General features: G+C 69.7%; 16 protein-coding genes. 5 read left to right on the forward strand and 11 right to left on the reverse strand.

Annotation, left to right across the window (positions count from 1 at the left end; genetic code table 11):
* Positions 1-56: 56 nt before the first annotated feature.
* Complete coding sequence (locus JFC09_RS03845) at positions 57-638, reverse strand: hypothetical protein (RefSeq protein ID WP_198392622.1); 582 nt, start codon at positions 636-638, stop codon at positions 57-59.
* Positions 639-806: 168 nt separating this feature from the next.
* On the opposite strand from JFC09_RS03845, the gene JFC09_RS03850 reads away from it, so the two are divergent.
* From JFC09_RS03850 to JFC09_RS03860, 3 genes are all read left to right on the forward strand, one after another.
* Entirely contained in the window at positions 807-2279 is a 1473-nt protein-coding gene (locus JFC09_RS03850) for a sensor histidine kinase (RefSeq protein ID WP_198392623.1), read from the forward strand.
* Positions 2267-2911, forward strand: coding sequence for a response regulator transcription factor (locus tag JFC09_RS03855; protein WP_198392624.1), 645 nt, complete (start codon positions 2267-2269; stop codon positions 2909-2911). Before JFC09_RS03850 ends, JFC09_RS03855 begins: the two co-directional genes overlap by 13 nt.
* A gap of 493 nt (positions 2912-3404) precedes the next feature.
* The gene (locus JFC09_RS03860) at positions 3405-4454 is read left to right on the forward strand and encodes a DUF4097 family beta strand repeat-containing protein (protein WP_198392625.1); all 1050 of its coding nucleotides are present in this window, start codon (positions 3405-3407) and stop codon (positions 4452-4454) included.
* A gap of 51 nt (positions 4455-4505) precedes the next feature.
* On the opposite strand, the gene JFC09_RS03865 is transcribed toward JFC09_RS03860, so the two are convergent.
* Complete coding sequence (locus tag JFC09_RS03865) at positions 4506-5288, reverse strand: pyroglutamyl-peptidase I family protein (RefSeq protein WP_198392626.1); 783 nt, start codon at positions 5286-5288, stop codon at positions 4506-4508.
* 137 nt (positions 5289-5425) lie between these two features.
* Here JFC09_RS03865 and JFC09_RS03870 point away from each other — a divergent pair, with 137 nt between their 5' ends.
* Positions 5426-6442: an NADP-dependent oxidoreductase gene (locus JFC09_RS03870; protein ID WP_198392627.1), complete on the forward strand. Its 1017-nt coding sequence runs from the start codon at positions 5426-5428 to the stop codon at positions 6440-6442.
* Positions 6443-6556: 114 nt separating this feature from the next.
* Here the strand turns inward: JFC09_RS03870 and JFC09_RS03875 are convergent, their stop codons facing one another.
* The 4 genes from JFC09_RS03875 to JFC09_RS03890 form a co-directional block, all read right to left on the reverse strand.
* Positions 6557-7150: a helix-turn-helix transcriptional regulator gene (locus JFC09_RS03875; RefSeq protein WP_198392628.1), complete on the reverse strand. Its 594-nt coding sequence runs from the start codon at positions 7148-7150 to the stop codon at positions 6557-6559.
* A 115-nt stretch (positions 7151-7265) separates the two neighbouring features.
* Positions 7266-8615, reverse strand: a complete 1350-nt coding sequence (locus JFC09_RS03880; protein ID WP_232483038.1) for an MFS transporter — start codon at positions 8613-8615, stop codon at positions 7266-7268.
* A gap of 184 nt (positions 8616-8799) precedes the next feature.
* On the reverse strand, positions 8800-9837 hold the full coding sequence (locus tag JFC09_RS03885) for an asparaginase domain-containing protein (protein ID WP_198392629.1): 1038 nt from the start codon (positions 9835-9837) through the stop codon (positions 8800-8802).
* A 17-nt stretch (positions 9838-9854) separates the two neighbouring features.
* Positions 9855-10412, reverse strand: a complete 558-nt coding sequence (locus JFC09_RS03890) for an NAD(P)-dependent oxidoreductase (protein ID WP_198392630.1) — start codon at positions 10410-10412, stop codon at positions 9855-9857.
* A 211-nt stretch (positions 10413-10623) separates the two neighbouring features.
* On the opposite strand from JFC09_RS03890, the gene JFC09_RS03895 reads away from it, so the two are divergent.
* A complete protein-coding gene (locus JFC09_RS03895; RefSeq protein ID WP_332839632.1) occupies positions 10624-11127 on the forward strand; it encodes a winged helix-turn-helix transcriptional regulator in 504 nt (167 codons plus the stop codon).
* A gap of 51 nt (positions 11128-11178) precedes the next feature.
* Here JFC09_RS03895 and JFC09_RS03900 read toward each other — a convergent pair whose 3' ends face one another.
* From JFC09_RS03900 to JFC09_RS03920, 5 genes are read right to left on the reverse strand one after another with little or no spacing between them, the layout of a single operon-like run.
* Positions 11179-12087 carry a prenyltransferase gene (locus JFC09_RS03900; RefSeq protein WP_198392631.1) on the reverse strand — a complete coding sequence of 303 codons (909 nt, stop codon included), beginning with the start codon at positions 12085-12087 and terminating at the stop codon, positions 11179-11181.
* A complete protein-coding gene (locus tag JFC09_RS03905; RefSeq protein ID WP_198392632.1) occupies positions 12084-12476 on the reverse strand; it encodes a lycopene cyclase domain-containing protein in 393 nt (130 codons plus the stop codon). Before JFC09_RS03905 ends, JFC09_RS03900 begins: the two co-directional genes overlap by 4 nt.
* On the reverse strand, positions 12473-12940 hold the full coding sequence (locus JFC09_RS03910) for a lycopene cyclase domain-containing protein (protein ID WP_332839633.1): 468 nt from the start codon (positions 12938-12940) through the stop codon (positions 12473-12475). The genes JFC09_RS03905 and JFC09_RS03910 overlap by 4 nt, the downstream gene beginning before the upstream one ends.
* On the reverse strand, positions 12937-14643 hold the full coding sequence (gene crtI / locus JFC09_RS03915) for a phytoene desaturase family protein (RefSeq protein WP_198392633.1): 1707 nt from the start codon (positions 14641-14643) through the stop codon (positions 12937-12939). Before crtI ends, JFC09_RS03910 begins: the two co-directional genes overlap by 4 nt.
* Complete coding sequence (locus JFC09_RS03920; RefSeq protein WP_198392634.1) at positions 14640-15599, reverse strand: squalene/phytoene synthase family protein; 960 nt, start codon at positions 15597-15599, stop codon at positions 14640-14642. Before JFC09_RS03920 ends, crtI begins: the two co-directional genes overlap by 4 nt.
* Position 15600: the final 1 nt, after the last annotated feature.

The following is a 15600-nucleotide window of genomic DNA, read 5'->3' on the forward strand; positions in this document are numbered from 1 at the left end:
CGCGCCTGCGGCTGCTGCGCCGCCCGCCGCGCCACTCTTCGTCGCGGGGGCACCGCTCACCGCTGCTGCGGCGGTCTCCTCAGCGACCGGAGGTGCTTCCCGCGCACCGTTCCGAGTGCGACGAGTGCGAGGGTGATGAGGGCGGTGAAGCCGATGCTTTCCCAGCTCACGTCAGAGTGCTGGGGATGGAAGGCGAGTTCGGCGATGAGCGACGACAGGATCGACGCGCAGATCGCGGGGATCGTCCAGGACGCGGAGACGCGTGAGGAGATCGAGATGATGACGATCGCTCCGGCGGCCATGGCGAGCGGGGCGATCTGCCACACCGTGATGACGACGAGCCCGGCGACCAGCGCCGAGGGCGGCCCGATGTAGGAATCCTCCCGGAGTTCCTCCGTGTCGTGGGCGATCGCGGCGGGCAGCAGGGTCAGTGCGACGAGGCCCAGGACGATGTCCGATCCCACGAGGACGCTCACCAGTTCGGTGTCGGTGAGGTGCATGCTGGGGATCCACCCGGTGATGGAGGCGGAGTGGTAGGCCACCGAATTGAGGACTCCCAGCACGATCGCGGCGATGAGGAGCACCCGGGTGCGCTGTTTGGAGCTCCGCGGGGGGAGGATCTGCAGGGATTGCGTCATGCGGGGGACTCCCGGGATGGGGCGGGGGTGGCGGGTGAGCGGAACCGTGGGATTCTCACACCATGGTAGTGAGGTGGAGGCCCGCTGGCGGACGACTAGGGTTTTCCCTACTGAGTTCTGCTGTTGGCCCCGTGGCCGCGGCCGACCGCGCGTTGGAGAGTGGATGACATGAACGACGAGCAGACCACCCGACCGCTGCCTCCGCAGCCCGACGACAGAGAATCCCCTCCGGCTGCCACGGCCGCGTACCCGACCCCGGCCCCGACCTCGTCCGCCACGGTTGCCTACCCGACCCCTGCCGGACCGGTCGCGGGCGATGCTCCGGCCGAACCGCGCACCCACGGGCGCGACGGCACCGGCAACGTCCGCCTGTTCGAACCGCAGCGGATGCCGTGGTTCATGGGCATCGTCAACGTGCTGTTCTCCGCGGTGCTCACGGTGACGTGGATCTGGATACCGCTCGGTCTCTTCGTGTCCGGTGTGGGCGGTATCTTCGCACTGGGCGCAGGTATCTTCTTCCTCGTCGTCTGGTATTACCTGCAGCGCGGGGTCAACCACGTCGAGCGGATCCGGTCGGAAGCCGTCTACGGCGAGCAGATCCTGGTGCCCCAGTATCGGAGGACCCTGCGCGACGGATTCGTCGGCTGGCTCCACCAGCAGTGGCTCATCATCAGCTCGCAGGGATTCTGGCGATCGACAGCGCATCACATCGTGAAGACGTTCTACGGCGGGATCATCGGCATCCTGCTGCTGGCGGGCCTCACGTTCGCGACGCTCGCACTCGTATCGGCCGTCAACCCCGTCATCACCGACGCGTTCATATCAGCGGATGCCGGGATGGCACCCCGCGTGACTCTGGGTGTCAGTGGTGCGGCCGCCGCGCTGGTGGCGCTCGCGATCCTCGTCTTCTCACCGATCCTCGACCGGCTGCTGGACCGCGGCCTGCTGCCACCCACCCGGGCCGCGGCGCTGCGCGCCGAACGCGACACCCTCACCCGTGAGGTGGGCGTCCTCGAGACCGCCCGCACCGGCGCGGTGGACGCGGCGACGACGGAGCGGCTCCGCATCGAACGCGACCTGCACGACGGGGTCCAGCCGATGCTCGTCGCCCTCAGCATGAAGCTCGGGATGGCGCGCAGGAAGCTCGACACCGACCCGGAGGAGGGCAAGGACCTCGTCGCGGAGGCGCACCAGGACTCGAAGGACGCGATCACGGAGCTGCGCCAGTTGGCGCGCGGCATCCATCCCGCAGTCCTCGAGGACCGCGGACTGGACGCGGCGATCAGTGCGCTCGCCGCACGCACCCCCATCCCGGTCACCGTCGACGCGCAGGTGCCGGACGGTGTGAGCAAGGAGGCGGAGAGCGTCGCCTACTTCGTCGTCGCGGAATCGCTCACGAACATCGCGAAGCACGCTCAGGCACGCAGCGCACAGGTGGCGATCCGCACGATCGATCCGTCGCGGCTGCAGATCGTCGTCGTCGACGACGGTGTGGGCGGCGCGCGGATCGACCGCGGCGGCACGTCGACCGGGCTCGCGGGTCTCGAAGGACGCATAGCATCAGCCAAGGGAACCCTGTCGGTGACCAGCCCTGTGGGCGGACCGACCACTATCGTTGCGGAGGTGCCATGCGCATCGTGATCGCTGAAGACAACGTCCTGCTCCGTGAGGGGATCTCACGGCTGCTCGCAGATGCCGGACACGAGATCGTCGCTGCCGTCGCAGAGGCGCAGGGGCTGCTGAGCGCGGTCGCCGGCCTGCACCCGGACCTCGCGGTCGTGGATGTGCGGATGCCTCCCACGTTCACCGACGAGGGGATCCGCGCGGCGACGCTCATCCGGGAGCAGAACCCCGATGTCGGAGTGCTGGTGCTCAGCCAGTACGTCGAGGAGCGCTACGCGAGCGAACTCATCGCGGGTGGGGGAGGCAGCTTCGGCTACCTCCTCAAGGACCGGGTCGCCGACGTGGGGGATTTCCTCGACGCGGTCGAAGAGGTCGCCGGTGGCGGCACCGTCTTGGACCCCGAGGTCGTCTCCCAGATCCTGGTCCGCTCCCGCAAGCAGGACGGACTGGCCGGGCTGACCGAACGGGAGCGCGAAGTGCTCGAGCACATGGCCTCTGGCAAGTCGAACTCCGCCATCGCGGGAACCCTCTACCTTTCCGCAGGCGCGGTGGAGAAGCACATCAGTTCGATCTTCTCGAAGTTCGGCCTCTCTGCGGACACGACGGAGAACCGCCGCGTGCTCGCCGTGCTGCGCTTCTTGGACGCGTGATTCCCGTGCACGCCACCGCCCTCCCGCTCACTGTCACTCCACGGCCTGCCCGCAGCGTGCGGACGATCCGCACCCGCTGCGCCCATCGTGAGGAACGATCATGAACACCCCGAACACTCCGGATGATCCCAACACCCCGAACACCCCGAACCCCACTGGCCCGAATCCTGCTGGCTCGAATCCCATGCACCCGATACAGGCCGGCGACTACGCCGCTCATCCCGGTGAGCACCCCGTGCAGCCCGGCGCGTATCCCGCCCAGCCTGGGGTCCATGTGGCACAGCCTGGCGCATACCCCGGTCCGCCAGGTACCTATGCTGCACAGGCTGGCGCGTACTCCTCGCACTCCGGTGCACCCGCTGCGTCACCAGGTGGGTTCGGTGGACCTCCGATGGGTCCGCCCCCGGGGACATCGGGGTACCCGGGAGGCGGCTTCCAGTCGCAGCCCAGACCACCCCGGTCGGAACCGGGGGGACCGGCCCGCACCCTCGAGGTGAGCAGCACCTCGCGCGTCTTCATGCGGTCACTGGTCGCGGTGATCGGTGCACTCGCGCTGCTGGTCCCGGCTTCTGCACTCGCCTACACGGGAGTGGGCCTTGCGGGCCTCGTCCGTGAGGAGACGTCGTACGACCTGCCGACCGGGGTGTCCTCCCTGGCCGTCAGCGCCGACACAGCCACCGTCGAGGTGTCGGTCAGCGACGAGCTCGACTCGCCCCGCGTCCGCCACGTCTACCAGGGGCGCGACGTCGACGTGCAGCCACCCACGATCGGTGAAGCGGGCGGAGAGGCGACCATCGACATGCCGCGGAGCACCGAGTCCCGCCGCTGGTGGGCCCCGAACGCGGGCATGGAGAACACTCTGCACGTCGAACTGCCCGCGGACTATGCCCGTGAGCTGGACCTGGACGTCACCACCCGGTGGGGCTTCACCGAGGTGAACGGCCAGTTCGCCAACGTCAGCGCGGAGTCGGAGGCCGGGGCCATCAGGATCGATGTGACGGCCGGGGACGTCTCGGCGAAGACCCGGGCGGGCTTCGTCGATGCGAGCGGTGCGATGGACACGCTCACCCTGGACACGTCGACCGGGTATATCGAGACTTCGACCGTGGACGTGGCCCGGTCGCTGTCGGCGAAGACGAATGCGGGCGGCATCGACCTGGGACTGGGCGAGAACGCCGTGCCGCGGGACGGCCTCGAAGCGCATGCCCAGACGGGCTCCGTCGACATCGGCCTGCCACAGGAGAGCCGTGTGCGTGATCTCGCCGGCTACTCCGTCAACGCGACCGCCGGATCCGGCATGGTCGACGTCGACGTCGCGCAGGCGACGGGCGACGACGTCGTCCCCGTGACGGTCTCCGCCGCAAGCGGCAGCGTGCACATCTTCTATCTGGACGACTTCTGGGACTCGGGCGATTCCGACGACGGTGACGCCGACAGCAGCGATTCAGACATCAGCGATTCGGACACCGACACTACGGACAGTGGTGATGTGGACGCGGTGTGGGACGAAGCATGGGACGAGGTGCGTCAGGACGCATCCTGATCGTCCTGACGCGGCCGGAATCGGCTGTCTTGGGATGCCGGGGATCGGTCGCTACTCGGTGGCGCCGATCCCCGGCATCCTGTCGTTTCGAGACGGCCTGTTGCGAGGAGACCGCGTGTCGTGCGGAGACCCTCGGTCCTCCGGTGCCGTGAGCGTTCCCACCGCAGCGACCGGGGGCGCGCCGCGATGGACGACGGCGGCGCACACGGCAGCTGCGACTCCGCGGTCGATGTCCGCCTGAGGCATCGCGGCCCGATCGGCGCCGGCCGAGTCCCCGGTGCCCACTGCGGCTCGGGGGACGTGGACGAAGCCGGCGACGACCTCGGGCGCTGTGGGGTCTTCGGCTCGCAGGCGGCGGGCTTCGTCGAGGCTTGCGAACATGACCGCGTTGCACACGAACGTCCCGGCCGAGTACGACACCGCGGCAGGCACCCCCGCGTCCGAGGTGGCGGCGACCATCGCGGCGACCGGCAGCGAGGAGAAGCAGGCGGCAGGAGCGTCCTCGACCAGCGGCAGACCGGCGGGCTGGGCACCGGCCTCGTCGGGGATGCGGGCCTCGGCGAGGTTGATCGCGACCCGCTCCGGGGTGATGGCGGTGCGGCCCGCGCCCAGCCCCAGGCTCACGACGACGTCCGGGCGATGGGTGCGGACGAGGTGCCGGATGCGCGCGCAGGCACGCGCGTACTCGACGGGGAGGACCTCGGTGAGGACGCGGGCGTGGGCGGCTGCGGCCTCGGCGGCGGGCTCCAGAGCGTGTTCGGAGGGGTTCTTCGCATCCCCGCCGAACGGCCCGAAGGCGGTGAGCAGCAGGGTGGGACGGGGACCTTCGGACATGACGTCAAGCCTAGTAGGGTTGTGACGAGCGTCGCTTCCGGCGGGATGCCGGGGCGTCTCACCAGCGCGAAGACGCGTGCGCGCAATCGGTGCCGCCGCGTGATCAGAAGCCGCCATCGGCAGAAAAGGGGAACTCGATGACCGAGACCTACCGCAGCTACCGCCTCGCCGCCCGCCCACAGGGTGCTCCCACGGCGGACGACTTCGACATCGTCGCCAAGCCCATCCCCACACCCCGCGAGGGACAGGCCGTGCTGCGGACCCTGTACCTGTCGCTCGACCCCTACATGCGCGGGCGGATGGATGACGCGAAGTCCTACGCGAAGCCGGTGGAGATCGGCGGGCTCATGGTGGGCGCGACCGTGTCCGAGGTCGTCGCCACCGAATCCGACGCGGTCGCCGTGGGCGACGTCGTCTTGGGCTACGGCGGGTGGGCGGAGTACTCCGTCGAAGACGCGGCAGGACTGCGGGTGCTGGACCCCGAGGTGCCGGTCACGACTGCGCTGGGCGTCCTCGGCATGCCCGGCTTCACCGCATACGCGGGGCTGCTGGCGCTCGGCAAGCCGCAGGAGGGCGAGACCGTCGCCGTCGCCGCGGCGACGGGGCCCGTGGGTTCGGCCGTCGGGCAGATCGCGAAGATCAAGGGTGCGAAGGCGATCGGGATCGCAGGCGGTGAGAAGAAGGTCGCGCTGCTGAAGGAATTCGGCTTCGACGAGGCGCTGGACCACCGGGGCGACGACCTGCGCGGCGCGCTCAAGGCCGCGGCGCCGAACGGCATCGACGTGTACTTCGAGAACGTCGGCGGACCTGTGTGGGACGCGGTCCTGCCCAGGCTCAACCTCTACGGCCGGGTGCCCGTCTGCGGACTGGTGGCGAACTACAACGGTACGGCGGAGTTCGCACCGGCCGGTTCCATGGAGCGCGTCATGCGGTCGGTGCTCACGAAGTCGCTCACCATCCGCGGATTCATCCAGACGGAGTTCGTGGAGTCGATGCACGACGATTTCCTCCGCGACATGACGGAATGGGTGAAGTCCGGGCAGGTGAAGTACCAGGAGGAGATCATCGACGGCTTCGACAACGTGCTGGACGCGTTCAACGGGATGCTCGGCGGGAAGAACTTCGGCAAGACGGTCGTGAAGATCGCGGAGTGATGTCGCTGCGCGGGCCTGCCCCGTGACGCGTGGGGTGTGTGGTCGAGAGAATCGGCCGCACACCCCTTCTCATGGAGGCGGGGTCACGCTCAGAGAGGCGGGCCGGGAACGGGGTCACGCCTGTGCGCGGTCCTCCAGGACACGGGTGATCGTCGTCTCCAGCCAGCCGCGAGTGCGACCGACGACGGCGTCGGGTTCGGGGAGGCCCGGAGTCTTCGACAGCGCCGAGGTCGTGGTGCCCAGGAGCTCTGCGACTTCGCCGACCGTGAGGTAGCGGACCGGGTCGGCCGCTTGTCCAGTGTGCGGAGCGGAAGCATCCGAGGAGGACGCGTGCGGGGCGGACGGCTCGTCGGCCGGCACCGCTGTGGAGACGGCCCCCATCGGAGCCTCCGGCGCACTGCGGACGTCAGCGGTATCGGGACCGCCGGCGGTGCCGGAGTCGTGGCTGTTGCCGGTGTTGCCAGCGGAGTCGGTTCCGTCAGCGGCACCGCTTGCCACTGGCAGCGCGGTGGGGGAGACCGCCCGTCCCGCGTCGGGAGCGTTCTCCCAGGGGTCGCCGGGAGAAGTCGGCAGGGAGAGGAAACCGCTGCGCTGACCCGTGAGCAGTCCGAGCGCGCCCAGCGCAGCTCCCAGAACGGCGCCCAGTCCCAGCATCGCCAGTCTCTTCATCATCCTTCGCTCCCATGCGGTCATCGAGGTCGTCGTCACAGTCCGCTTCCCAGTATGGGGCACGGGGGTGTTCGCCGTCTGTGCGGTGGGACAGCCTCACTGCTTGCGCCGTACTTGTCTTTCCGCCAACCGCGCACCATCTGCCGACTACCACCTACTGCGCACGGCTTCCGTCCGGCTTGGGCGCCGCCTTGAGCGCGAGTGTCACGAACCCGGCGGCGATCATCGTGAGGCCCACGACCCACAGTCCCGCGTTCTGTGTGCCGGTGAGCTCCGCCAATCCGCCCGTGATGTACGGGGCGAAGAAGCCGGCGGAGTTGCCCAGCGAGTTCACCAGAGCGATGCCCGCGGCCGCCGCGGCACCTGCGAGGAACGTCTGGGGAAGCGGCCAGAAGCACGGCAGGGTCGCGCAGATCGCCATGCAGCAGATCGTCACCGCGATCATCGTCGTGAACGGCGAATCCATGTAGAGGGCGACGGGGATCGCCGCACCGCCGATGAACAGCGGCAGGGCGACGTGCCAGACGCGTTCCCCTGTCCGGTCCCCGTGGCGTGACCACAGGATCATCGCCACCGCGCCGAACGAGTAGGGGATGGCGGTGATGAGGCCGATCTGCACGATCGAGTACTCGGTGCCGAACCTCTCCGAGAAGCCCGCGATGATCGTCGGCAGGAAGAAGCTCAGGGCGTAGAGGCCGTACACAGCACCGAAGTACACGAAGCTGAGTGCCCATACGCGCGGCTGCAGGAGCGCTCGTCGCACCGGGTAGTGGTACGCGTTCACCGTCGCCATCTCCTCAGCCTCTATGCGGGCGGTCAGCCACGCGCGCTCCTCCGGCTTCAGCCATGCCGCGTCCCTGGGGCGGTCGGTGAGGAGGAAGAGACACATGATGCCCAGCGCGACCGCGGGCAGTCCCTCGATGAGGAACATGAACCGCCAGCCCGCGAAGTCGCCCAGGACGGTCTCGCCGCGATCGATGAGCCACGACGACAGCGGGGCTCCGACGACGTTCGACAGCGGGATCGCGAGCATGAACAGTGCGGTGGCACGTGCCCTGCGGCGGGCGGGGAACCAGTACGTGAGGTAGAGGACGATGCCGGGGAAGAACCCGGCCTCGGCCACCCCCAGGAGGAAGCGGAGTCCATACAGCCAGTACTCGTTCGTCACGAACGCCATCGCGGATGCCACGAGCCCCCAGCTGATGAGGATGCGCGCCAGCCAGATCCGGGCGCCGAACCGGTGGAGTGCCAGGTTCGACGGCACCTCGAGCAGGAGGTAGCCGAAGAAGAAGATGCCGGCCGCGAAACCGAACTGAGTCGCGGTGAGGCCCAGGTCCTCGTTCATCCCACCCGGACCGGCGATCGAGATGTTCGTCCGGTCCAGGTAGTTGATGAGGTACATCGCGATGATGAATGGGATGAGCCGCCACGTGACCTTCTTGAGGACGCGGTTCTCCATCGCCGTTTCGGCGGCCGGTGTCTGAGCGGGGAGCGATTCTGACATGTGCTGTCCGTTCGGGAACGACCCGGCCGCTTCCGCGCGGTCGGGCCGATGAGATGACCTGATGTGCCATGGGGCATGTCCGTCGGATCGTAGCCCGTGCCACATCCCCACAGTGGCACCGGCATCACACTGCGAGATGAGGAGGATCAGGCAGTGCCCGTGCCCGTGCGCGGCGGCTCGGCTGTCAGCGTGCGGGGAAGACCGTGGACGCGTCGGTTCCGAACTGGAGAGCCAGGATGAGCGCCAGGCGTGCCTTCCGCGCGTGGAGCGTCCCCGCGGGGACGAGGCCGCGGCCCAGCAGGTCGATCTCCGCGCCCGGGTAGCCGTAGGTCCGCTCGAGCATCGCTCCGGCGCCCGTCCGCGAGGCGAGCACGACGGGCATCTGTGCTGCGAGCGCCTCGACACGGCGCACGGTCGTCTCCGGGACGTGTCCGCCTCCCACTCCGGACAGCACGCAGCCGCTGTAGCCGGCTGCCGCGAGGCCGTCCAGCAGCGCGAGGTCGTCGTCGAGGCCCACCTCGACCAGCGCGACACGGGGGAGGGGCGCCGGGTCTGTCGGGTCGACGGGCACCTCCCACCCGGACACGGTCCGCGGTTCCGCGGGGACGTGGGGGAGGACCAGCCGGTCCTCGGACACCCAGCCCACGGGCCCCTGGCCAAGCCCTGCGGAGAACGCCGCGACCGAGGTGGTGTGCGCCTTCGTGACCGATGCCGGGTCGAAGACCTCGTCGGTGAAGACGAGGGATGCGGCAAGGCGGCGATCCGCAGCGAGCTCCCGCATCCGAGGATCCAGGGCGGTGAGCGCGGCCGCTCGGACGTTCGCGCCGCCGTCCGCGCCCGCCAGCGAGGGGTTGCGCATCGCCCCCGTGAGGGCCACGGGGATGCCCGAGTCGTTGAGGAGGGACAGGACGAACGCGGAGTCTTCGAGCGTGTCCGTCCCCTGCGTGAGGACAGCACCGTCCGCTCCTGCGTCTGCGGCCGCCCGGAGGGAGCGCACCACCTCGAACAGGTGGGTGAGCGTGATCGACCCTGACCCGACCTGTGCGAGCTGCTCGAACGTCACGACGGGGGCACCCCCTGGCAGGGAGAGCGTGTCGAGGTGCGCGGCCTGCACGATCTGCTCCGCACCGATCGTGGGAGCCACGCCGGAGGAGGAGTCCTGCTGCGGGACGGAGGCGATCGTACCGCCCAGGGCGATGACATGCAGACGAAGAGCGCTCATGTCCGTGAGTGTAGGCGTCAGCCGCCGAAGGTGACACGTGCTCGGTGGTGCACGGGTTCCGTGATCTCGTCGACGATCGACTTCGCGAGGTCGTCGAGGTCGGAATCGGTGGGAGGGCTCACATAGAACCAGTCGAGGTCCTCAGGGGTGTCGAGGAGGTCGTAGAGCACTGCGTCCATCTCCAGCCACTCCTGCGTCGATTCCGCGGATTGTCCGGGGGATCCCTCCGGGTGACCGCGGGACCCTTCCGGGTGCCCGGGTGCGACCCCGCCCACGACCCCCAGCCGTGTTCCCGACACACGCGCGTGGTCGGCGATGCAGCGCAGCACCGGCGCCGTGTTGCCCTCCATCCCCGCGCGCGGGGACAGGGCGCTCACGACGACGTCCGCGTCTCCCACCACCCGTCTGAGGACGGACGCGTCCTGGATGTCATCCGCGATGTACTCCGTATCGGGGACAGGCGCGAGTGGTTGGTTGCGCGACAGCGACGTGACCGCGTGGCCCCGCGCGCTCGCCTCCGCGACGATCCTGCTGCCGATGACACCGGTGCCTCCGATGACCATGATGCGAACCACTGGATGACTTCTCGCCTTTCTCCTGTGTGTCCGGACGACAGTTCCCGCTGACGTCCGGACACACCGTCCACCGTTCTCTGCTTCCCGAGTACTTACCGGTATTGGACGGTCCGCAGTCACCCTAGGTAACCTTCCCGACATTGGGAAGAAGGCACTTTCAGGTAACCAGTGGAGGGGTACCGGAAAGTACGAGCAGGCGAGGACAGACACGATGACCGCACACGATTCGCAGGACGTCTCACAGGTCGTTGCACGAGACGGACAGGTGGAGCACGGTTTCGACCACCCCGTCCTGCTCGACGGCGGCGAGGGCAGCCCGGAGGTGTGGTCGGAGGTCCTGGGGGACTGGAACCCCTACTTCAACGGCTGCCCCACCCGGGCGATGCTCGATCGGATCGGGGACAAGTGGACGGTCCTCATCCTCGGCGCGCTCATGGACGGGCCCCGGCGCTTCGGCTGGCTGCATCGGACGATCGAAGGGGTGTCGCGGAAGATGCTCACGCAGACACTCCGCGCTCTGGAGCGGGACGGCCTCGTGAACCGTCGGGTCTACCCGGAGGTGCCCGCGAGGGTCGAGTACTCGCTCACGGAGGCGGGACGGTCCCTCGCCGCAGTCGTCTCCTTCCTCACCCAGTGGGCATCGACGCACATGCCCGCGGTCATCGAATCCCGTGAGGAGTTCGACCGCTCCGCCCTTGCTCCCGACGGCTCCTGATACGAGGCTCCACAGCCTGACACTTGTCGGAGCGCACGTGCGGCCTCGCGTCTACGGCAGCGGGATCAGTCCGCTGTGGAGGAAGAGCAGCATCGTCACTCCGAATCCCACGAGGTAGTTGAGCCAGAGGAACGTCGTCCACCCGCGGTGGGCATCTGCCGCGGTCTCGTCGGTGACGTTGAGGAACCGGGCGACCGACACGAGATAGGGCACCGCCCCCAGCGCGGCCCACCGCAGGACGGGCCCGGACCCCAGGGCACTGACCCCGGCGGCCGCGTAGCCGACGAACGACACCCACACGGTGGCCCGCGCGCCGAGGACGGTCGCGATCGACGCGATCCCGGCCTCGCGATCGGGGCCCACGTCCTGCACTGCGCCGAACGCCTGGCTCGCCGTCCCCCAGAGGAAGAACGCGACCAGGCCGCACCAGCCCGCTGCGGACGGCCACGCGCCGAGCGCCGCGAGGCCCACCCACGCCGGTGACGAGAAGTGCGTCGACGAGGTGACGGAGTCGAGGAACGGGACCTCCTTGAACCGGAGTCCCTTCGCGCTGTAGGCGACGACGGCGAAGAGGGAGACGGCGAGCACCGGCACGACCGCGATACCACCGACGGCCACCAGCCACACGACGAATGGTGCGCAGGTGAGAGCGGCCGCGGCGAGGACGGGTCGATGCATCCGCCGGTCGAGCACGTCACCCTCGAGGCCGCCCTTGCGTGGGTTCCGCAGATCGGATTCGTAGTCGAAGACGTCGTTGATGCCGTACATCGCGAGGTTGTAGGGGATGAGGAAGAAGAGGCACCCCACCCAGAAGGTGGCGTCGACGCCACCGCCGGCCAGCAGCCACGCGGCCCCGAACGGATAGGCCGTGTTGATCCACGACAAGGGTCGGGAGGTCATGAGCAGGTGCCGCAGGGCGCGGCCGGTCGTCAGGCGGGGCGGGGTCTCCTCGCCGATCATGAGGTGCGGCTCCCGTCGGTGGTCCTTGATCCGTCGGTAGCACGATGTCCTTCTGTGCCGCGGTGCCCGTCGGTTTCGCTGGGCCCGTCGGTGGCGCGGCGTCCCAGGAGGGTCCACAGCGCCGGCAGCGCGAGCACCGCGAAGACGGTGTAGGAGAAGTCCTCGACCGGCATGACCCCCAGGCGCACGCCGGAGGTCTGCGCCTCGCCGTAGTCCACGAGCCCCACACCGATCATGATGTTGTCGAACACCGCGGTGAGCGTCAGCAGCACGCCGGCGGTCACGATCAGGGCAGTCCGGTGCAGACGGGGTCTGTGGGAGCGCAGCGCCACGACGAGCACCACGAGTGCGACGGCGAGGAACACCGCATTGAGGACCGTGTACGTCATACGCTCTGGTCCTCTCGGCGTGGTAGGCGTGCCGTGTCGCGCTGCGCCGTGTCGCCCCGCACCTCGTCCCCCTGAGCCGCACGCCGCAGCAGGATCCGGCGCGTGCCCGTGTACACGTTCATGGTGAGCCAGCAGAGGAAGGCGAGGAAGAGGAGCTCTTCGACGGGCAGCTCCGGGGCCAGCAGCAGGCCGGTCATGTAGGGCGTCTCACCGCGGAAGAACACTCCCAGTCCGATCCCGAACCCGTCCCACACGAGGAACGTCGCGACACCGGCGGTGTGGACGATCGCGGCGCGTCTCCAGTCGGCGAACCAGAACAGCCGGTGGCGCCAGTCGAGGACGAGCATCCCCGCCATGCTGAACAGCAGGCACGCGGCGTACGCGAACGGTTCCAGCGTGCTGGGCGGTCCGCCCACCAAGGCCGCCGTCACGTCGCCGGCCGCTGCGCTTCCCAGTGCGCTCACCGCCGGATGCCCCGGCCCGCCTCGAACGTCCGCAGGGCGTCGATCGCGTTCTCCGCGCTCATGACACACATCGGCAGTCCGACCCCGGGGGAGGTGTACGCGCCGGCGCGCAGGAGGTTGGACACGCGCGGGGAGACGACGGAGTCGCGGAACATCGCGCTCTGCTTGAGGGTGTGCGCGGGCCCCAGGGCGGTGCCGGACCATGCGCGGAGGTTGTGGGCGAAGTCGCCGGGCGCCCGCACGTGCCGCACGCGCACGCGCGCTCGCAGGTCGGGTGCGCCCACGCGCGCCCCCACCGCGTCGATGACCCGGTCCACGTACTGTTCGATCTCCTCCTGTCCCGCCCGCAGGGACGGGTTCGCGGGGAACGGGACGAGGATGAAGAGGCTCTCGCACCCGTCGGGCGCGACGGAGGGGTCCGTGACCGTCGGCGCGCACACGTACGTGCTCGCAGGCTCCGGCGGCTGGGCGTCCCGCCCGCCGAACACGGACGCGAAGTTCGTCTCCCAGTCATCGGTGAAGAACAGGGTGTGGTGGGACAGCCCGGGCACCTTCCCGTCGATGCCCAGCATGACGGTGAGCGCGCCCATGCCGGGGTCGCGCTTCTCCCATTCGCGCTTCGACACGCTCACGAGGCTGGGCGGCAGCAGGCGCGTCTCGACGTGGTGGAGGTCGCAGGCCGCCACGACCCAGTCCGGCCGTTCGGTCAGGCAGCCGTCGGGGGTCCGGTAGACGACCTCGGTGATGGTGCGGCTGGTGCCGGGGCCGGGTCGCAGGGACAGGACCTCGGCGTCGGTGACGATGCGGGCGCCGGCCCGCCGGGCCAGCCGGGCGAACGCGTCGATGAGGGTGCCCATCCCGCCCATCGGGTACTGCACCCCGTCGACCAGGTCCATGCGGCTCATGAGGTGGTAGAGCGCGGGGGTGCGGGCCGGGTCGGAGGCGAGGAACACGGACGGGTACAGGAGGATCTGCCGCAGGAGGGGGTGCCGGAACCGCTTGTGGACGTGATGGCGGAACGATCCGGTGAGCAGGCCCGGCAGCTGCGGCAGTGCGGCTCGGGTCTGCGGGTCGCGACCCGCTCCCGCGAGGACACCGGCGCCGAGGCGCCCCAGACTCCGCACTCTGCCCGGCACCCCCGCAACCCCTCGGTGCTCGCGACCGAAATCGGTCCGCAGGGCGTGTGCGCACGCGAGATCGTAGAGCAGGGAGGCGCTCGCCAGGTGCTCGTCGAGCGCGCGCGAGGAACCGGGCTCCAGCGCTTCGAAGAGGGCGCGGAGCATCTCGCTGTCCGGTCGGACGTCGACGGGGTCCGGGAAGTCGGGATCGGTGAAGCTTGGGCCGGGGGCGTCGGGACGGACCGTGTCGGAAGCGTCGGCCGGGCCGTCGGGCTGCGTGAGGTCCGCGGACGCGGGGGGATGCACGTGGTCGGGGAACAGGCGGTAGGAGGTGGGGAGGTCGACGAGGTCGAGCTGCTCCTCGGCCGAGGTGCCGAACCGTCGGAAGAACGCGTCGAACACCTCGGGCATGAGGTACCACGACGGCCCGGTGTCGAAGACGAACCCGTCGTCCTCGAGGGTCGCCGCGCGGCCGCCCACCTGGGGCAGGCGCTCGAGGACGACGACGTCGTGGCCGTCCTGCGCGGCGAGAGCGGCGGTGGCGAGACCGGAGATCCCGGCCCCGATGACGACGACCCGACTCACGCGGACCTCCTCGAGTAGCGGACGGGCATCCCGGGCCAGGACGTGCGGGGCCGACCCGCCGCCGCCCGCGCGGCGAGCGAGAGCTTCACCGGATCCGGAACCCGGATGCGATCCTGGGCGACGCGGTGGGCGGGGGTCTCCGCGATGCGGTGGGTGAGGTCGGCGAACACGCCGAACGCGGTCCACACGGCGGGGCGGACGGAGCGGGGGAGGGCGTCGACGGCGGGTGCGGCGTCCGCGAGTTCGGCGAACACCTCGGCGACCAGACGGTTCTTCTCCTCCTCCGTGAAGTCCGTGGCGGCCCGCCCGGGTGCGACGAGATAGCCGCGGCGCAGCCGCGCGGAGTCGTGCGCGATGTCGCGGAGGAAGTTCACCTTCTGGAATGCGGACCCCAGGGTGCGTGCCCCGGGCAGCAGGGAGTCCTCCGCGTCGGACGGCAGGGGAGCACCGTCGAAGAATGCGAGCACGCACATCTCGCCGACGACCTCGGCGGACCCGTGGACGTATCGACTGAGTGCGGCGGGTGTGAGCGGGGCGGACGCATCGGGTGTCGACGCGACTGTGTGCGCGGGGTCGAGGATGTCGGTCCGCATCGACGCGAAGAAGGGCTCCCACTGTCGGGGGCCGATACCGGTCTTGCGCGCGGTGACCCCGAACGCGTGGGCGACGAGATCGGTCGAGAACCCGTCTGCGGCGGACCGGGCGATCACCGCCTCGAACCGGTCCAGCTCCTGCCGCACGGCCTCCGGCGACCCCGTCGCCCATGCCCCGTCGACCAGCTCGTCCGCCACTCGCACCATCGCGTACACCGCTTCGATATGGGTGCGGATGCGACGCGGAAGCGCGGACGAGGCGAGGGCGAATGAGGTCGAGTAGCTCCTCAGCACGCGTCGCGCAGCGGACCTCGCTGTCTGCGTGTAGTGGTCCGCGGGGGAGCGGTGCGGAATGGCGAGCATG

It is taken from the genome of Brevibacterium yomogidense (genome assembly GCF_016107685.1).
GTDB classification, from domain to species: Bacteria; Actinomycetota; Actinomycetes; order Actinomycetales; family Brevibacteriaceae; genus Brevibacterium; species Brevibacterium yomogidense.